Raw genomic sequence first — 16,741 nt, forward strand, 5'->3', positions numbered from 1 at the left:
CTGCCCGGCGTGTGTTTCCGCCGGGCATCACGGTGTTACGCGGCCGTAAAGCCGAGCCCGGCCGCCAACTCCCGCGACGGAAGCCGGACATGCTCCCCGTCGCGCACCAGGACCTCCCCGCCGACCAGGACCGCGGCCACGGTCCTGCTGCCCGCACAGGTCAGCAGCGTGGCCCCCGGATCGCGTACGGGCAGGCACGCGTAGTCCTTCTCGAACCGGTGCAGGACGAGGTCGGCCTGCAGACCGGGCCGCACCCCGTCCGGGCGCTCCTCCAGGCCGAGGACCCGGTTCGCGCCGTTCGCGGCCATCGCGAGCATCTCGGGGAAGCCGAACAGGTCCGCCTTGCGGTGCGCGGCCCGTTGCAGGTACGCGCCGATCCGCATCGCCTCCAGGATGTCCTGCGTGTCGTTGCTGGCCGCGCCGTCGACACCGAGCCCGACCCGCAGTCCGTCGGCGAGCATGTCCGGCACCGGCGCGATCCCGCTGCCGAGCCGCATGTTGCTGAGCGGGTTGTACGACACACCGACGCCGTGCCGGGCGAGCGTCGCGCGGCCGGCCGCGTCCAGCTCCACGCAGTGCACCGCGAGCAGCCGCTCCCACAGGAACCCGGCCCGCTCCAGGTAGTCGACGGCGCCGGCCCCCGTGTGCTCGCGGCACATCGCGTCGTCCGTCGTCGTCTCCAGCAGGTGCAGCGACACGGGCAGCCCGCGCTCGTCGGCGTAGGCGCGTACGGCTGCCATTCCCTCCGGTGTCAGACACCGCGGATTGGGCACGGCGAGGCCGACCTCGATCCGGCTGCCGCGCGCGGCGGCGATCAGCTCGTCGGTGTGCGCGAGAGCCTCCTTCAGCGGCTGCATCAGGCGCGGGTCGAAGCCCCACTTGCGGCTGCGGTCGGCGCGGTCGGCGACGCCCCGGCACAGCACGGCCCGTACGCCGCTGTCGCGCAGCGCCCGCAGCACCGCGTCGTGCACGGCGGGGGAGGGGTGCGGCCACATGTGCTCGACGAGCGTGGTGGTGCCGCTGCGCAGGGCCTCGGCAGCGGCGGCGGCCGCGGTCGCGTAGGCGCGTTCGGGGGTGAGCAGCGCCGCCTCCTCGCCGACCGCGCTGAGCCACGCCAGCAGGGGCAGCCCTTCGCCGATGCCGCGCAGGCCCGCCTGGAAGAGGTGCGTGTGCGTGTTCACCAGGCCGGGCGTGAGGTGTCCGCCGGTTCCGTCCAGGACCCGTCGTCCGTGGGGGAGTTCACCGGACGGGACGAGCGCCGTGATCCGCCCGTCGGCGAGATGGACGTCCGTGCCCGGGTGCCAGCGGCCCTCGCTGTAGACGGTGACGTCGGTGATCGTGTCGATGTCGGTCGTCGTCATCGGGCGTGGTCCTTCCGGGCGCGGAGCGTGTGGTGGAACAGCAGGTTCAGGGCGAAGGCGACGATCCCGGTGACGGCGATGCCGCTGTCCAGGACCGTGCGGACGTAGGAGGGGAGCGGCGCGTAGAAGTCCGGGGCGCCGACCGGGATCATGCCGAGCGCGAAGGCGAGCGCCGCGGTCAGCAGATTGCGGGAGTCGGTGAGGTCGGCGCGGGCCAGAATGCGCAGGCCGACGGCGCCGACCGTGCCGAACATGACGAGCGAGACCCCGCCGAGGACCGGTCCCGGCAGGGCGGCGACGGCCGCGCCGAGCACCGGGACGAACGCCAGCACCACCATCAGCAGGCCGGACAGCGCCACGACATGACGGCTGCGCACCCGCGTCACGCTCACCAGGCCGACGGACTGCCCGAACGTCACGACGGGAAAGGAGGCGAGCGCCCCGGACACCACGGTGGCGGCGCCGTCCGCGCGCAGCGCCCGTACGACCGTGGGCGCGTCGTCGCCGCGGCCGACGATCTGCCCGACGGCGAGGGTGTCGCCGACCGACTCGACCATGTTCACGAGCTGGACGACGAGCATCGCCGCGATCGCCGGGACGACGAACGTGGGCGCTCCGAAGGCGGTCGGGTCGGGAGCCGTCACCGCCTGCGCGTCCGCGATGCCCGAGCCGTCGAACAGCCCGAGGGGCACGGCCAGTACGGTTCCGGCGGCCATCGCGACGAGCACCGAGAACCGGGCGAGCGCGGGCGGCGCGAGGCGCTCCACCAGCACGACGAGCAGCACCGTCACCGCGGCCAGGGCGAGGCCGCGCCCGCCGCCGGCCCCGTGCCCGCCGGTGACGAGCCCGGCCGCGGACGGCACCAGGGAGAACCCGATGACGGCGATGACGGTCCCGGTGACCAGCGGCGGGAACAGGTGCAGCCACCGCCCGAACCACGGCGCGACGGCCAGGGTCACCAGGCCGGACACGATCGTCGCCCCGAACACGGCGGCGAGCCCGTGCTCCGCGCCGATCAGGATGGCGGGCGTGATGGCGGTGAAGGTCGACCCCATCACGATCGGCAGACGCGCCCCCAGCCACTTCACACCCAGTGACTGCAGCAGCGTGGCGAGGCCGCTCACCAGCAGATTGGCGCTGATGAGCAGCCGTATGCGGTCCTCGGGCAGGTGCAGCGCGGTGCCCACGAGGAGCGGCATCGTCGCCAGGCCCGCGTACGCGACGAGCAGATGCTGGAGGCTCAGCGGTACCAGGCGGCGCAGCGGCGGCCGGGCGTCGACGGGGTGCGGGTCCGGCGCGGGCGCGACGGCGTGCGTGGTGACAGCCATCGTTCCTCCCTGAAACTCGGTGGAAGACGGCTGGTTAGCGCCGACGCGGATCAACGTCCGTGCGCGCACCGGCCGTTGCAGCCATGACCGGTGTACGGGCGACCGTAGGGACGGTGTGTTTCGCCGGCATTGCCGCCAGGAGTCCGTCGCGGAACCCGGCCGGTCCGCCTCGACAGCCCATTGGTCCAGACCCATTGACGAAAGGTCTGGACCTCTCTAGCGTGCGTCGTGCTCACGCCAACCCCCACTCACCGGCGATCCTGCGGAGGCCCCCCATGTCCCGTCGCAGTCGTACGTCCCGTCTCCTCGGCGCGGCCCTCGCTGCTGCCGCCGCCCTGTCCACCGTCCTCGTCGCGGCGCCCGCCGCCCCCGCCGCCGACACCTGCGCGACCAAGCAGAGACCGGCCGGAAAGGTCCTCCAGGGCTACTGGGAGAACTGGGACGGAGCCTCGAACGGCGTCCACCCGCCCTTCGGCTGGACCCCGATCACCGACCCCGCACTCGCGCAGCACGGCTACAACGTGCTCAACGCCGCCTTCCCGGTGATCCGTTCCGACGGCACCGCGCTGTGGGAGGACGGCATGGACACCAACGTGAAGGTCGCGACCCCCGCCGAGATGTGCCAGGCCAAGGACGCCGGCCAGACGATCCTCATGTCCATCGGCGGCGCGGCGGCCGGTATCGACCTGAACTCCACCGCCGTCGCGGACCGCTTCGTCGAGACGATCGTCCCGATCCTGAAGAAGTACAACTTCGACGGCATCGACATCGACATCGAGACCGGCCTCACCGGCAGCGGCAGCATCGGTCAGCTGTCCACGTCGCAGACCAACCTGATCCGCATCATCGACGGCATCCTCGCCCAGATGCCCGCCGGGTTCGGCCTCACGATGGCCCCCGAGACCGCCTACGTCACCGGCGGCAGTGTCACCTACGGGTCGATCTGGGGCGCGTACCTGCCGGTCATCAAGAAGTACGCGGACAACGGCCGCCTGTGGTGGCTCAACATGCAGTACTACAACGGCTCCATGTACGGCTGCTCCGGCGACACCTACGAGGCCGGCACCGTGCAGGGCTTCACCGCCCAGACCGACTGCCTGAACAAGGGCCTCGTCGTCCAGGGCACCACCATCAAGGTCCCCTACGACAAGCAGGTGCCCGGCCTGCCCGCACAACCCGGTGCGGGCGGCGGCTACATGACGACCAGTCAGGTCGCGCAGGCCTGGAACACCTACGGCGGCGGCCTCAAGGGGCTGATGACCTGGTCCGCCAACTGGGACGGGTCGAAGGGGTGGACCTTCGGGGACAACGTGAAGAGCCTCCAGCAGTAGCCATGCCTGCGGGTCACCCGCGCATCACTCGCAGGTGACCTTGTCGCGTGGTGTGTAGTGCGTGCGGAACGTCTCGCGCTTCACCTCTTCGCCGCCGTTGCTCATGACCCGGTCCACGGCCACGTCGAACCCTTCGAGCGGCGGCTGCGGCACGCAGCTCTCCGAGTCGCTGGTGCGCTCCTTCGGCTGGGTGATGCGGGTGCGGGGGCCGGTGACGGACTCGACGTCGTCGTACTTGGGGGTGCCGAGGAAGGTGATGGTGACCGACGTGTCCGTCGCGTTCGCCAGGATGTAGAGGGCGTGCCCGGAGTCGTTGCGGAACGAGAGGTCGAGGGTGCCCCAGGCGACCGTGGCCTCGCGGCCCTCCGGGTAGCGCTCGATGTAGAACGAGTGGGCGCCGTGCTCGAGCGGCTGGACGCCCGCGAAGAAGATCGCGTTGAACATGGTGGTGGCCACCGCGGAGACACCGCCGCCGGGCGCCTTCTCGTACGAACCGTCCTGGATCATCGTGCCGTCGACGAAGCCGTTCTCCTTGGTGCGCTCACCGACCGTGCGGTTGAACGACCAGACGGCGTCGGACGGCACGAGCGAACCGTTGATCAGCTCCGCCGCGCGGCCGATGTTGGTGGTGCGGTACGGGGCCGGCTCGAAGTTCACGGTGAAGGTGGACATGCGCCGGGTGATGCCGAGCTTCTCCACGGTGGCCTTGGTGAGGCGGGGCTGGACCGCCTCGGTGGCCACCGGCGCCGTGCGGGCCCGGTCCCCGGTCTTCGCGAGCAGCGGCAGCACCGCCTTGTGCAGGGAGGCCGCGGTGAGCGTCCGGCCGGGCCTGCCGTCGGAGGCGACCACCACCCGGTCGCCGTCGAGACGGAGCCTGGCCTCGACCGGGCCGTCCGTGGCCCGGTCCACGGACCGGGCCACGGACGGATCGTCCAGCAGGCCCTGCCCGTCGAGCCGCAGCGCGAAGCGGTGGTCGTCGCCGGGCTCGACGGTGAGATGCGCGCCGAGCGCCGCCGGGGACACCTCGATCGTGTGCGCGCCCGTGGTGAGCTTCACCGGCCCGGACACGGCCGGAGTGGCCAACTCCTTCATGGCGCGGTCGAGTTCGTCCTGCCCGACGGCCGGTTGCGTGGTCTTCGTCGGCAGGTCGGCGGGCCGGGCGTCGCCCGAGGACGCCGACCTGCGCTCCGCGTAGGCGGCGCGCAGGGCGGTCGCCGCCCGGTCCACGTCGAGGGTGCGGCCCTGCCGTGGCTGCGTCGCCACCGCCGTGCCGTCGCGGAAGGCGATGGCGGCGTCCTCGGCCGAGGTGTCGTGGCCCTCGGCGAGGGCCTTCAGTGCGGCGCGGGCCTTGGTCCCGTCGACGCGGACGACCGGGTCCAGGGAGCGCCCGCCGGAGCCGAAGAGCCCGCCGATGACCGCGACCGGGTTCTTGTCCCGGCTGCCCGCCGCGTCCCGTGCCGTCGCCGCCGCGTCCACGGTGAGACCCGCCGCGGCGGGGTCGACCTTCGCGCCGGTGTCCCCGATCCGTACGGCGACGGGGGCCGACCAGTCGTCACCGCGCTGCTTCTCGAGCGCCGCGGCGGCCTGGGTGCGCGACATGCCGCCGATGTCGACGCCCTGCACCTGGGTGCCCTCGGGTATGTCGTCACCGGAACGCAGCAAGCCCACCACATACAGGGCGCCGAGGACGAGGCCCGCGGCGGCCCCTGCCCACAACGCGGTGCGCCGGCCTCTGCCCCCGCGGCCGGCCGAAGCTCTGCCGGATATGTCGTCCGGGGCGGGATCGGACATGGCGTGCTCCCTCTCGGTGGGGCGCGCGCAAGCCGTTGACCTGCGACGACACGGACCAATCAGGCATCTGCTCGTCACCACCCTAAGGGCGCGAGGAAGGCCCTGCCCGTCGGGCGGCCGAGCCGCCCCGGTCGCTCTCGGCCGCTGCGTCGCGCCGGGCCGCCGCCGACTGCCGGGCGATTTCGGCCTCCAGGGACTTGATGCGGCGCAGATAGCGCAGATGGGAGGAGACCTTGATGCGCAGCAGCCACGGGTCGACGGGTTTGGTGAGAATGTCGGCCACGCTCAACTCGTAGGCCTCCTCGGCAAGTTGCGCATGCCGGAACAGACCGGTCAGGAGGATCACGGGGATGCCGGAGGTCTGGTCGAGCCGGTGCAGATGCCGGGCCACCTCGAGGCCCGTGATGCCCGGCATGACGACATCCAGGATGATCAGGTCGATGCCGCCCCGCAGCACCGCCTTGAGCGCCTCCTCGCCGCTCTGCACGCGCTCGGTGGCGCAGCCGAGCGGTGTCAGCGCGCCCTCCAGGGCGACGAGGGTCTCCTCGTGGTTGTCCACGAGGAGCACCGTGAGTTCCGTCGGCATGTCACCGTCCTTGGTGGGCTGCTCCACGAGGGGGCCCGCGCAGCGTACGGGGCAGGCTGTCGTGTGACGCCTCGGCCGACTCTTTGCTGGTGCCGTGCGGAGTGGACTGGAAGAAAGCAGGGGTGGGCAAGGGGACGGGGCGGGCCCGCAAGGGGCCGCTCGTCAACAATGTGGGGTCCGGGCCGCGTGACGACAGGGGCCGGACGGCCCCCGCACGGTGCTCAGTGGCCCCTTGTCGTGAGCACTCCCCGCCTGGGCCGGCGTCCGGGCTGGCGACATGATCACCCCGGCGGTAGCGTGCCCGCATCGGCGCGCGAGGAGGGCTGGGGCATGGCACGGACGGTGACCGCGGGGCTGGCCACGATGAAGGACGAGCTGGCCGACCTGTACCGCGATCTGCACCAGCACCCGGAACTGTCGCTCCAGGAGACGCGCACGGCCGGTCTGCTCGCCGGGCGGCTGCGGGACGCCGGCTTCGACGAGGTGATCGAGAAGATCGGCGGCACCGGCGTGGCCGGGGTGCTGCGCAACGGCACGGGGCCGGTCGTCATGCTCCGCGCCGACATCGACGCGCTGCCCGTGGAGGAGCAGACGGACCTGCCGTACGCGAGCCGGGTCCGCGGCGTCGACGGCGAGGGCCGCGACGTCCCGGTCATGCACGCCTGCGGCCACGACATGCACGCGACCTGCCTGGTCGGGGCCGCCACCCTGCTCGCCCGGGCGCGCGAGCAGTGGTCCGGGACGCTGCTCGTCGTGTTCCAGCCCGCCGAGGAACTGGCGCGCGGCGCCCGCGACATGGTCGAGGCCGGCCTCTTCGAGCGGGTCCCGAAGCCGGAGATCGTACTGGGCCAGCACGTCGGACCGCTGCCGGCCGGCTTCATCGGCTTCGGCACCGGACCGGTGATGGCGGCCTCCGACTCCCTCGACGTCACCCTGCACGGGCGCGGCGCGCACGGCTCGCGCCCGGAGGCGTCCGTCGACCCCGTGCTGATGGCCGCGAACGTCGTCACCCGGCTGCAGGGCATCGTCGGCCGTGAGGTGCCGCCGGCCGATACCGCCGTGGTCACCGTCGGCCGGCTGCAGGCCGGCACGAAGGACAACATCATCCCGAGCACGGCCGAACTCGGCATCAACATCCGCACCTACACGCCGGAGACCCGCACCCTGGTCCGCGCCGCCGTGGAGCGCATCGTGCGCGCCGAGTCGAAGGCGAGCGCCGCGGTCGCCGAGCCCACCCTGGAGTGGCTGGCCAGCGCGCCCGCCCTGGTGAGCGACCCCGACGGGACCAGGACCACGGTGGCCGCGTTCGCCGCGCACTTCGGGCAGGAACGCGTGATGCCGATGCCGCAGGTCAACGCGAGCGAGGACGTCGGCGTGTTCGGCGACGCGCTGGGCGTGCCCACGGTCTTCTGGTTCTGGGGCGGACTGGAGACGCGGACGGTGGTCGCCGCGCTGCAGGAGGGCCGCCTCGACGACCTGCCGAGCAACCACTCGCCGCATTTCGCCCCGCTCGTCGAGCCGACCCTGAGCACGGGCGTCGAAGCCCTCGTGGTCGCGGCCCTCACCTGGCTCGACGGCGCCGCATAGGCAGCTAGACCGGCAGCAACCGCCCCACCAGCGCGCTCAGTTGGCGCGCCGTGCGGCACTCGTGCATCGTCACGACGTCCGCGTACGCGCCGGCCGCCGAGTCGCCCGTGTCCCACAGGGAGCGCGGCTCCGGGTTCAGCCAGTGGACGCGGCGGGCCGAGCGGGCGATGCGGCGCAGGGCCGCGACGTTCGGGTCCATCTGGTTCGTGCGGGCGTCGCCCAGGACGAACACCGAGGTGCGCGGGCCGACCGCCGCCTCGTAGCGCTCGACGAACTCCCCGAGGGCGGTGCCGTAGTCGCTGCTGCCGTGCCAGCCGGTGACCGCCGCCTGCGTGGTGATGCGGTCGCCGAGCCCCTCCGGGTCGGCGGTGCCGCGGGCGATGAGGTCGGTGACCTCGTCGATCCGGTTGACGAAGGCGAACACGCGGATCTTGCTGAACTCGGCGTGCAGCGCCTGCACCAGCAGCATCGTGAAGTTCGCGAAGCCCGCGACCGAACCCGACACATCGCACAGCAGCACGAGTTCGGGACGGGCGGGACGGCGTCTGCGCAGCACCGGGCGCATCGGGACGCCGCCGGTGGAGAGCGAGCCGCGCAGCGTCCGGCGCAGGTCGATGTGGCCGCGCGCGGCCCGGCGGCGACGGGCCGCGAGGCGCGTCGCCAGCTTGCGGGCCAGCGGGTGCACGGTCCTGCGCAGCTCGGCGAGCTGCTCCTTGCCCGCGTACAGGAACTGGGTGCGGTCGGGGGTCCGCACGGGGACGCGGCGGGCCATCTCGTCCGTGCCGCGGCGCTCGGCGACCCGGCGGCGCGCCTCGGAGCGCACCTGCTCACGGAAGTCCTCGATCCGGCGCCGGATCTCGTCGGCCTCGATGCGGTCGGTGAACGCGCCGGAGCCGCCGCCCGCCTCCCGGATGCCGGCCATGATCCGGGCGAGCAGGGTCTGCGGGCGCAGCCGGTCGAGGGTCTGCATCGACGACCAGCCGTCCGCGTCGTACCCGCCGAGTCCGTCGACCGCTTCGGCGGCCAGCCGCGCCATCGCCGACCGGTCGTTCGCGGCGAGCGCGTCGGCGAGCCGCTCACGCAGCCCGGCCCGGTCGAAGGCGCCGTCCGGCCGCTCCGGCGCCCCCACGTCGCGCGGGAAGTACAGGTCGAAGACCGGGTCGAAGACATCGCGCTGGCCCTGGTCGTGCAGCAGCGCCGCGGCGAGCCCTTCGCGCAGATGCTCGCGGTGGTCGAGACCGAGCGCCGCGACGGCCCGCGCCGCGTCCACGCTCTCGCCGGTGCCGATCCGGATGCCGTGCGTGCGCAGCGCCCGGACCAGTGACGTCACCCGGTCCGTGACCGACGGCGTGCTCACACCGCGTCCAGGTCGAGCTTGGCGGTGGCCGTCGCCACGTCCTCCTGGTGCTTGAGGACGACACCGAGGGACTGGCGCACGACCTCCTCGTCCAGCCGGTCCGCGCCGAGCGCGAGCAGCGTGCGCGCCCAGTCGACCGTCTCCGCCACCGACGGCACCTTGCGCAGGTCCATCGCGCGCAGCGCGCCCACCACCCGGACCAGGGACTCGGCCAGCACTGTGTCGAGCTCGGGCACCTTCAGCGCGACGATCCGGCGCTCCAGCTCCTCCTCGGGGAAGCCGATGTGCAGGAACAGACAGCGCCGGCGCAGGGCCTCGGACAGCTCACGGCTGGCGTTGGACGTGAGGACGACGAACGGGCGCCGGGTGGCGCTGATCGTGCCCAGCTCGGGCACCGTGACCTGGAAGTCGCTGAGCACCTCCAGGAGCAGGCCCTCTACCTCCACGTCCGCCTTGTCCATCTCGTCGATGAGCAGGACCTTCGCGTCGTCGCCGCGGATCGCGGTGAGCAGCGGACGGGTGAGCAGGAACTCCTCGCTGAAGATGTCCGTGCGCGTCTGGTCCCACGACTCGTCGCGGCCCGCGGTGATGCGCAGCAACTGCTTGGCGTGGTTCCACTCGTACAGCGCGCGCGACTCGTCGACGCCCTCGTAGCACTGGAGGCGGATCAGCCGCGCGTCGCTGATCGCGGCGACCGCCTTGGCCAGCTCCGTCTTGCCGACGCCCGCCGGGCCCTCGACGAGCAGCGGCTTGCCGAGCCGGGCCGCCAGGAACACGGTGGTCGCGACCGCGGGCGAGGCCAGGTAACCGGTCTCGGCCAGGCGTGCGGTGACATCGTCCACGGAAGTGAACAACGGGGCCTCCAGCTGGTTGCGTTGCGGTCGCTCCAGCTGATCAGCTCCGCGCGGCCGCCACAACCGGCCGGCCCGGTTCATGGCGAACGTCACGTCCCGCCGATCCCCGGGGCCGTCTGCTGAGTCTCGTACAGGGACCCACTGGCGCGCCCTCCGTATCCTGACGGCATGAGGCGCACTTCCTTTGCCGACTGGCCCTGCTCCATCGCCCGCACCATGGATCTCCTCGGTGACTGGTGGACGCCGCTCGTGCTGCGCGAGGCGTTCTACGGGATCACCCGCTTCGACGGCTTCCAGCAGGAGCTCGGCATCGCCCGCACCACTCTCGCGGAGCGGTTGCGCCGCCTCGTCGACGAGGGGCTGATGGAGAAGCGCGCCTACCAGACCGAGCCGGTGCGCCACGACTACGTCCTCACGGAGATGGGCCGCGACTTCTTCGGGGTGCTCGCGGCCATGAACTCCTGGGGCAACCGCTGGCTGTCGGGTGACGCGGGCGCCCCCGTCGTCTTCGAGCACGACCGCTGCGGTCACCGCACCGAGGCCGCGGTCGTGTGTGCCGACTGCGGGGAGCCGATGACGGCCGACGACACCCGGCCCCGGATGGGCCCCGGCTACCCCCGGCGCCTCGCCGAACGCCCCGACATCCGCGAGCGGTTCACCCGCTGAACGATCGCCCCGGACCAGGGCGTCCCTCTTGACGTAGTGAGTCCATCTACGAAACTCTCGTGGTCAGAGCCGGTGAAACAGAGAGGTGGGCCACGATGGAGTGGACGGGCGCGCGGTACGCGGACACCCCGACCGTCGAGGTGCGGCGCAGGATCGAGGCGGCGCCGCGGCGGGTCTGGGAGCTGGTGACGGACATCGGTCTGATGCCGCGCCTGAGCGACGAGCTGCAGTCGGCCGAGTGGCTGGGGGAGGTGACGGGCCCGGCGGTCGGCGCCCGGTTCGTCGGCCGCAACCGGCACGAGGCGTTCGGCTCCTGGGAGACCACGTCGTACGTCGTCGAGTGCGCCGCCCCGCACCGGTTCGCCTGGGCCGTCTCGGACCCCGAACATCCCAGCGCCGTATGGCGGTTCACCCTCGAAGCGCGCGACGACGGGACCACGGACCTGACCCAGTGGATGCAGCTCGGCCCGGGCCGCTCCGGACTCTCGTTCGCCATCGACCGGACGCCGGAGAAGGAACAGAAGATCGTCTTCGTGCGGCTGCGGGAGTTCGAGCGGAACATGGGCGTCACGCTCGACGCCCTGAAGGCGCTCGCGGAAGAGGAGGCCGTCTGATGCGCACGTCCACGACGATCGAGGCGTCCGGCGGGAACTGGCGGGAGACCGTCGACTTCGTGACCGAGGCCGAGAAGCTCGGCATGGACATCTGCTGGGTCGCCGAGGCATGGGGCTCCGAAGCGCCGTCCGCGCTCGGCTACTTGGCGGCGCGCACGGAACGGATGCTGCTCGGCTCCGGCATCATCCAGCTCGCCACCCGCACCCCGGCCGCCATCGCCCGCGCCGCGATCACCCTCTCCAACCTCTCCGAGGGCCGCTTCCTGCTGGGTCTCGGCCCGTCCGGGCCGCAGGTGATCGAGGGGCTGCACGGAGTGCCGTTCGACCGGCCGCTGACGCGGATGCGGGAGACGGTCGAGATCGTGAGGATGGCGCTGACCGGAGAGAAACTCGCCTACCAGGGACGTGAGTTCACGCTCCCGCTGCCCGGCGGCGATGCGAAGCCCATGCGCCTGTCGATGCGGGCGGAGCACGAACTGCCCGTCTATCTGGCCACGTTGTCGCCGAAGATGCTCCGGCTGACCGGAGAGGTGGCCGACGGCTGGCTGGGCACCAGCTTCGTGCCGGAGGGCGCAGGGGAGGCGTACTTCGACCACCTCGACGCCGGGCTCGCCGCGTCCGGCCGCACCCGTGCCGACCTCGACATCTGTCAGGGTGCCGAGGTGAACTTCGCGGAGGACGAGCAGTCGCTGCGGGCGATCGTCGCGAGCCGCAAGAAGGAGCTCGCCTTCAGCCTCGGCGGCATGGGGTCCGCCACGACGAACTTCTACAACCAGGCCTACAGCAGGCAGGGGTGGGCCGAGGTCGCCGCCGCCGTCCGTGAGCGCTGGCAGGCCGGCGACCGGGACGGGGCCACCGCCCTGGTCACCGACGACATGGTCCTCGCCACGACCCTCATCGGCACCGAGGACATGGTGCGGGCCCGGCTGAAGGTGTGGCGGGACGCCGGCGTCGACACCGTCCGTCTCTACCCGGCGGGCGACACGCCTGCCGCGCGCCTGACGACGCTGGGGCGGGCCATCGACCTCGTACGGGACGTGGACCGGGACGCCGGGTGAGGGGGACCCGGCCGTCCCGTGCCTCAGCGCGGCACCGCGAGCCGCAACTTCACCGCTGAGACGGTCTGTTGGGTGGTCGGCGCGAGCTTCCCCGACCACCAGCCCGTGTCCCCCTCGATGCGCCGCAGCAGGATGCCCTCACGGATCGCCCAGGGGCAGATGGTGAGTTCGCGCATCCCCATCAGCTTCATCGCCGTGTGACCGACCAGCGCCCCGGCCAGCGACTGGGCCGCGCGCGGTGCCGAGATGCCGGGAAGTTCCGCGCGGCGCGCCACCGGGCGCAGCGCCAGCTCGGTGACGGCCGAGCCCAGGTCCTTGCGCGCCAGCCGGCGCGGCACGAACGGCCCGTGCCGTCCGGGCGGCGCCCCGCACAGCCGGGCCAGCTGCGTGAACGTACGGGACGTGGCGGCCGCCGTGAGCGGCCCCTCCCAGCGGATGCGGGCCGCGACGTCCCGCAGCCTGTGCCGCACATGGCGGCGCAGCGCCTTCAGCTCCTCGTCGGTCGCCGGGTCGCCGCCGGGCAGGAACTCCCGCGTCAGCCGGGCCGCGCCGAGCGGCAGCGACACCGCGAAGTCCGGCAACCGGCCCCGCCCGAAAGCGACTTCGAGGGTGCCGCCGCCGATGTCCAGGACGCCGAGCGGACCCGCGCGCCAGCCCATCCAGCGGCGCGCCGCGAGGAACGTCAGCTCGGCCTCCACCTCGCCGGGCAGCACCCGCAGCCGTACCCCCGTGCCCCGCTCCACGGCGCGCAGCACCTCGTCCCGGTTCGGCGCGTCGCGCACGACGGCCGTGGCGAAGGCGAACGGCTCGTCGCTGCCCCACCGTTCGGCCTCCGCGCACGCGGCCGCGACCGCCTCGACGATCCGTTCGACGGCCCCCGGCCCGAGTCTTCGGTCGCTGTCGACGTCCTCGGACAGGTGCAGTCGGCGCTTGGCCGTGTGCACCGGCAGCGGTGCGCCGTCCCGGGCGTCCGCGATCGCGAGGCGCGCCGTGTTCGATCCGACATCCACCACACTTATACGCATGATCGTTCGATTACCCGAATGGTCCGCCGGTCAAAGCCGCGGTGCCGCGTCCATCGCGGCAAGGACCCAACTCCGCGAGTCCGCGGGGTCGATGACCGCGTCGATCTCCAGCGCCGCCGCCGCGTTCACCGCCTTTCCGTGCTCGTACAGCTCGGCCACCCGCGCCGCGAACACCCGCTCCCGCTCCGCCGGATCGGCGATCGCCTCCAGCTCACGCCGGTAGCCGAGCCGGACCGCGCCCTCCAGGCCCATGCCGCCGAACTCGCCGCTCGGCCAGGCCGCCGTCGCCAGCGGCGCCCGCGTCGAACCGCCCATCATGGCCATCGCGCCGAGCCCGTACGCCTTGCGCAGCACGAGGCAGACCAGCGGCACCGTGAGCCGCGCACCCGCGACGAACAGATCCGCGAACTGCTTCACCGTGGCGGTGCGTTCGGCCTCCGGACCGACCATGAACCCCGGGGTGTCGCACAGCGAGACGACCGGCAGTCCGAACGCCTCGCACAGCCGCAGGAACCGCGCGGCCTTGTCGGCGGCGTCCCGGTCGACGGCGCCGCCCAGATGCCCCGGGTCATTGGCGATCAGCCCCATCGGCCGGCCCTCGACGCGGATCAGGGCCGTGATGATCCCGACGCCGAAGCCGCGCCGCAGTTCCAGCACCGAGCCGGTGTCGGCGAGCCCGGTGACCGCACCACGCACGTCATAGGCGCGCCGCCGGTTCTCCGGCACCGCATGCCGCAGCAGCCGCCGGTCCGGCGCCTCCCAACTCTCCCGCGGCCCCTGGAAGTACGAGAGGTAGGCACGGGCCACCCGCACCGCCTCCGCCTCGTCGGCGACCGGCAGATCGACGACTCCGTTCGGCACCTGCACCGACAGCGGCCCGACGTCCTCGGGCCGGTGCACGCCGAGCCCGCCGCCCTCGATCATCGCGGGGCCGCCCATGCCGATGGTCGCCTCGGGCGTCGCGATGACCACGTCGCAGCAGCCGAGCAGCGCCGCGTTCCCCGCGAAGCAGCGGCCCGACGCGATCCCGACCAGCGGCACCCGGCCGCTGAGCCGGGCCATTTGCTGGAACGTCGTCACGTTCAGCCCGGCGACCGACGTGGTGTCCGTGTCGCCGGGCCGGCCGCCGCCGCCCTCCGCGAACAGCACGACCGGCAGGCTCCGTCGCTCCGCCACCTGGAGCATCCGGTCGGTCTTGCGGTGGTTGTTGAGGCCCTGGGTGCCGGCGAGCACCGTGTAGTCGTACGACATGGCGACCGCGGGCGCGCCGCCGATCCGGCCGGTGCCCGTGACCATGCCGTCCGCGGGCGTCGAGCGGATCAGGTCGTCGAGCGTCCTGCGCTGTCGCTGCGCCGCCACCGCGAGCGCCCCGAACTCGGTGAACGTGCCCGGGTCGCAGAGGTCCTCGATGTTCTCGCGGGCCGTGCGGCGCCCCGCCGCGTGCCGCTTGGCGACGGCCTGCGGGCGGTGCTCGTCCAGGCCGAACGCGTGCCGCGCCAGCGCCTGGGCGAGGTCGGGGCGCACCGCGTCGGGGTCGGCGTCCACCGCCTCCTCCTCCGGCGCGGACCCGTCACCGGACACCTCGACGAGGACCAGCTCGGCGCCCTCCGCGACGGTCTCCCCGACGGCCGCGCCGACGCTGCGCACGACACCGGAGTGCCCGGCGCGCACGACGTGCTCCATCTTCATGGCCTCCAGGACGAGCAGCGTGGCGCCCGCGGCGACGGCCCGGCCGGGCTCCGCCTCGACGGCGACCACGGTGCCGCTCATCGGAGCCGTCACCGTGCCCGCCGCGGCGACGGGCTCCGGCCGCTCGGGCGGCGCCAGCTCGGCGAGGTGCCGCTCCACGAACCCGGTGTCGATGCCGCCCGCCGTGAACCCCGGATGACCGAGCAGGGCGCGCAGCAGCGGCACCGAGGTCCGCACCCCGTCCACCGTGAACTCGCCGAGGGCCCGGCGCGCCCGCGAGCACGCCGCCTCGAAGGAGCCGCCCGGCGCATGGGTGACGACCTTGGCCAGCAGCGAGTCGTAGCGCGTCCCGATCTCCGTGCCGGTCCGCGCGGCCGTGTCCACGCGCACGCCCGGCCCCGTCGGCACGTCGAAGCGTGCGATCCGCCCGCCCGACGGACGCACCGACCCGTCCGCCGCCGTGACCTCCGCGTTCACCCGCACCTGCACCGCGCAACCGCGCGGCGCGGGCGGCTCCCCGGCCAGGCCCAGATCGGCGAGGCGCTCGCCCGCCGCGATCCGCAGCTGCGCCGCGACCAGGTCGACCCCGGTCACCTCCTCCGTCACCGTGTGCTCCACCTGAAGCCGCGGATTCGCCTCGATGAAGACGAACTCCCCGTCCCGGACGAGGAATTCGACCGTGCCGAGCCCCTGGTACCCGGCGGCCCGGGCCAGGCGCAGCGCGCTGTCGAGGAGCCGCTCCCGTACGGCCGGGTCCAGGGCGGGCGCCGGGGCGATCTCGACCAGCTTCTGATGGCGGCGCTGCGCGCTGCAGTCCCGCTCCCACAGATGCCCGACCGTGCCGCCGCCGTCGGCGACGATCTGCACCTCGATGTGCCGGGCGCCCTCCCACAGCCGCTCCACGTACAACTCGGCCCGTCCGAAGCCCTGTTGAGCCTCCGAACGGCACCGCTCCCAGGCCTCGTCCAGCTCCGCCGCGGTGCGCGCGACCCGCATCCCGCGCCCGCCGCCCCCGCCCAGCGCCTTCACCATCACCGGGCCGTCCGCGAGGAACGCCCGCGCCCGGTCCAGGTCCGTGTCACCGTCCGTACCCGGCAGGACCGGCACCCCCGCCTCGACCGCGAGCGCGCGGGCCCGCGCCTTGTCCCCGAACAGATCCAGCACCTCGGGCGACGGCCCGACGAACACGACACCCGCGTCGGCGCACCGCCGGGCGAGCGCCGCCGATTCGCTCAGGAAGCCGTATCCGGGATGCAGATACGCACATCCCGTCCGGCGCGCGGCGGCCACCAGAGCCGCCGCGTCGAGATACCCCCCGGCCGCCAACGGCACGGCCTCGTCCGCGAGCGGGACATGCGCCTCGTCACCCGGCTCGTGCACCGCCACGGTCCGCAGACCCAGCTCGGCGGCCGCGCGCAGCACCCGTACGGCGATCTCCCCGCGGTTGGCGACGAGTACGGCGGCAGACCCCATGAGCCCCTCCGGAACGTTCGT

The 16,741-nt window shown here is 73.2% G+C and carries 13 protein-coding genes; 5 read left to right on the forward strand and 8 right to left on the reverse strand.

Annotated elements, in window-relative coordinates:
- Positions 1-35: 35 nt before the first annotated feature.
- On the reverse strand, positions 36-1,361 hold the full coding sequence (locus tag ACQUQD_RS36165) for an amidohydrolase family protein (RefSeq protein WP_428956420.1): 1,326 nt from the start codon (positions 1,359-1,361) through the stop codon (positions 36-38).
- Positions 1,358-2,689, reverse strand: a complete 1,332-nt coding sequence (locus ACQUQD_RS36170; protein WP_428956421.1) for a uracil-xanthine permease family protein — start codon at positions 2,687-2,689, stop codon at positions 1,358-1,360. The genes ACQUQD_RS36165 and ACQUQD_RS36170 overlap by 4 nt, the downstream gene beginning before the upstream one ends.
- 275 nt (positions 2,690-2,964) lie before the next feature.
- On the opposite strand from ACQUQD_RS36170, the gene ACQUQD_RS36175 reads away from it, so the two are divergent.
- Positions 2,965-4,020, forward strand: coding sequence for a chitinase (locus ACQUQD_RS36175; RefSeq protein ID WP_428956422.1), 1,056 nt, complete (start codon positions 2,965-2,967; stop codon positions 4,018-4,020).
- 24 nt (positions 4,021-4,044) lie between these two features.
- Here the strand turns inward: ACQUQD_RS36175 and ACQUQD_RS36180 are convergent, their stop codons facing one another.
- On the reverse strand, positions 4,045-5,811 hold the full coding sequence (locus ACQUQD_RS36180) for a VanW family protein (RefSeq protein ID WP_428956423.1): 1,767 nt from the start codon (positions 5,809-5,811) through the stop codon (positions 4,045-4,047).
- A gap of 82 nt (positions 5,812-5,893) precedes the next feature.
- The gene (locus ACQUQD_RS36185; protein WP_428956424.1) at positions 5,894-6,397 is read right to left on the reverse strand and encodes a response regulator; all 504 of its coding nucleotides are present in this window, start codon (positions 6,395-6,397) and stop codon (positions 5,894-5,896) included.
- A gap of 330 nt (positions 6,398-6,727) precedes the next feature.
- Between ACQUQD_RS36185 and ACQUQD_RS36190 the strand changes: the two genes are divergently transcribed.
- A complete protein-coding gene (locus ACQUQD_RS36190; protein WP_428956425.1) occupies positions 6,728-7,984 on the forward strand; it encodes an amidohydrolase in 1,257 nt (418 codons plus the stop codon).
- A 4-nt stretch (positions 7,985-7,988) separates the two neighbouring features.
- Here ACQUQD_RS36190 and ACQUQD_RS36195 read toward each other — a convergent pair whose 3' ends face one another.
- The gene (locus ACQUQD_RS36195) at positions 7,989-9,341 is read right to left on the reverse strand and encodes a vWA domain-containing protein (protein ID WP_428956426.1); all 1,353 of its coding nucleotides are present in this window, start codon (positions 9,339-9,341) and stop codon (positions 7,989-7,991) included.
- Positions 9,338-10,195, reverse strand: a complete 858-nt coding sequence (locus ACQUQD_RS36200; protein ID WP_428957739.1) for an AAA family ATPase — start codon at positions 10,193-10,195, stop codon at positions 9,338-9,340. The genes ACQUQD_RS36195 and ACQUQD_RS36200 overlap by 4 nt, the downstream gene beginning before the upstream one ends.
- Positions 10,196-10,363: 168 nt before the next feature.
- Here ACQUQD_RS36200 and ACQUQD_RS36205 point away from each other — a divergent pair, with 168 nt between their 5' ends.
- From ACQUQD_RS36205 to ACQUQD_RS36215, 3 genes are all read left to right on the forward strand, one after another.
- Positions 10,364-10,861, forward strand: coding sequence for a winged helix-turn-helix transcriptional regulator (locus ACQUQD_RS36205; protein WP_428956427.1), 498 nt, complete (start codon positions 10,364-10,366; stop codon positions 10,859-10,861).
- A gap of 95 nt (positions 10,862-10,956) precedes the next feature.
- On the forward strand, positions 10,957-11,475 hold the full coding sequence (locus ACQUQD_RS36210; RefSeq protein ID WP_428956428.1) for an SRPBCC family protein: 519 nt from the start codon (positions 10,957-10,959) through the stop codon (positions 11,473-11,475).
- The gene (locus ACQUQD_RS36215) at positions 11,475-12,533 is read left to right on the forward strand and encodes an LLM class flavin-dependent oxidoreductase (RefSeq protein WP_428956429.1); all 1,059 of its coding nucleotides are present in this window, start codon (positions 11,475-11,477) and stop codon (positions 12,531-12,533) included. The genes ACQUQD_RS36210 and ACQUQD_RS36215 overlap by 1 nt, the downstream gene beginning before the upstream one ends.
- Before the next feature lie 23 nt (positions 12,534-12,556).
- Here ACQUQD_RS36215 and ACQUQD_RS36220 read toward each other — a convergent pair whose 3' ends face one another.
- The gene (locus tag ACQUQD_RS36220; protein WP_428956430.1) at positions 12,557-13,558 is read right to left on the reverse strand and encodes a Ppx/GppA family phosphatase; all 1,002 of its coding nucleotides are present in this window, start codon (positions 13,556-13,558) and stop codon (positions 12,557-12,559) included.
- Positions 13,559-13,588: 30 nt separating this feature from the next.
- Positions 13,589-16,720, reverse strand: a complete 3,132-nt coding sequence (locus ACQUQD_RS36225; RefSeq protein ID WP_428956431.1) for a carboxyl transferase domain-containing protein — start codon at positions 16,718-16,720, stop codon at positions 13,589-13,591.
- Positions 16,721-16,741 lie beyond the last annotated feature (21 nt).

The organism is Streptomyces sp. cg35 (assembly GCF_050410835.1).
Lineage (GTDB): Bacteria > Actinomycetota > Actinomycetes > Streptomycetales > Streptomycetaceae > Streptomyces.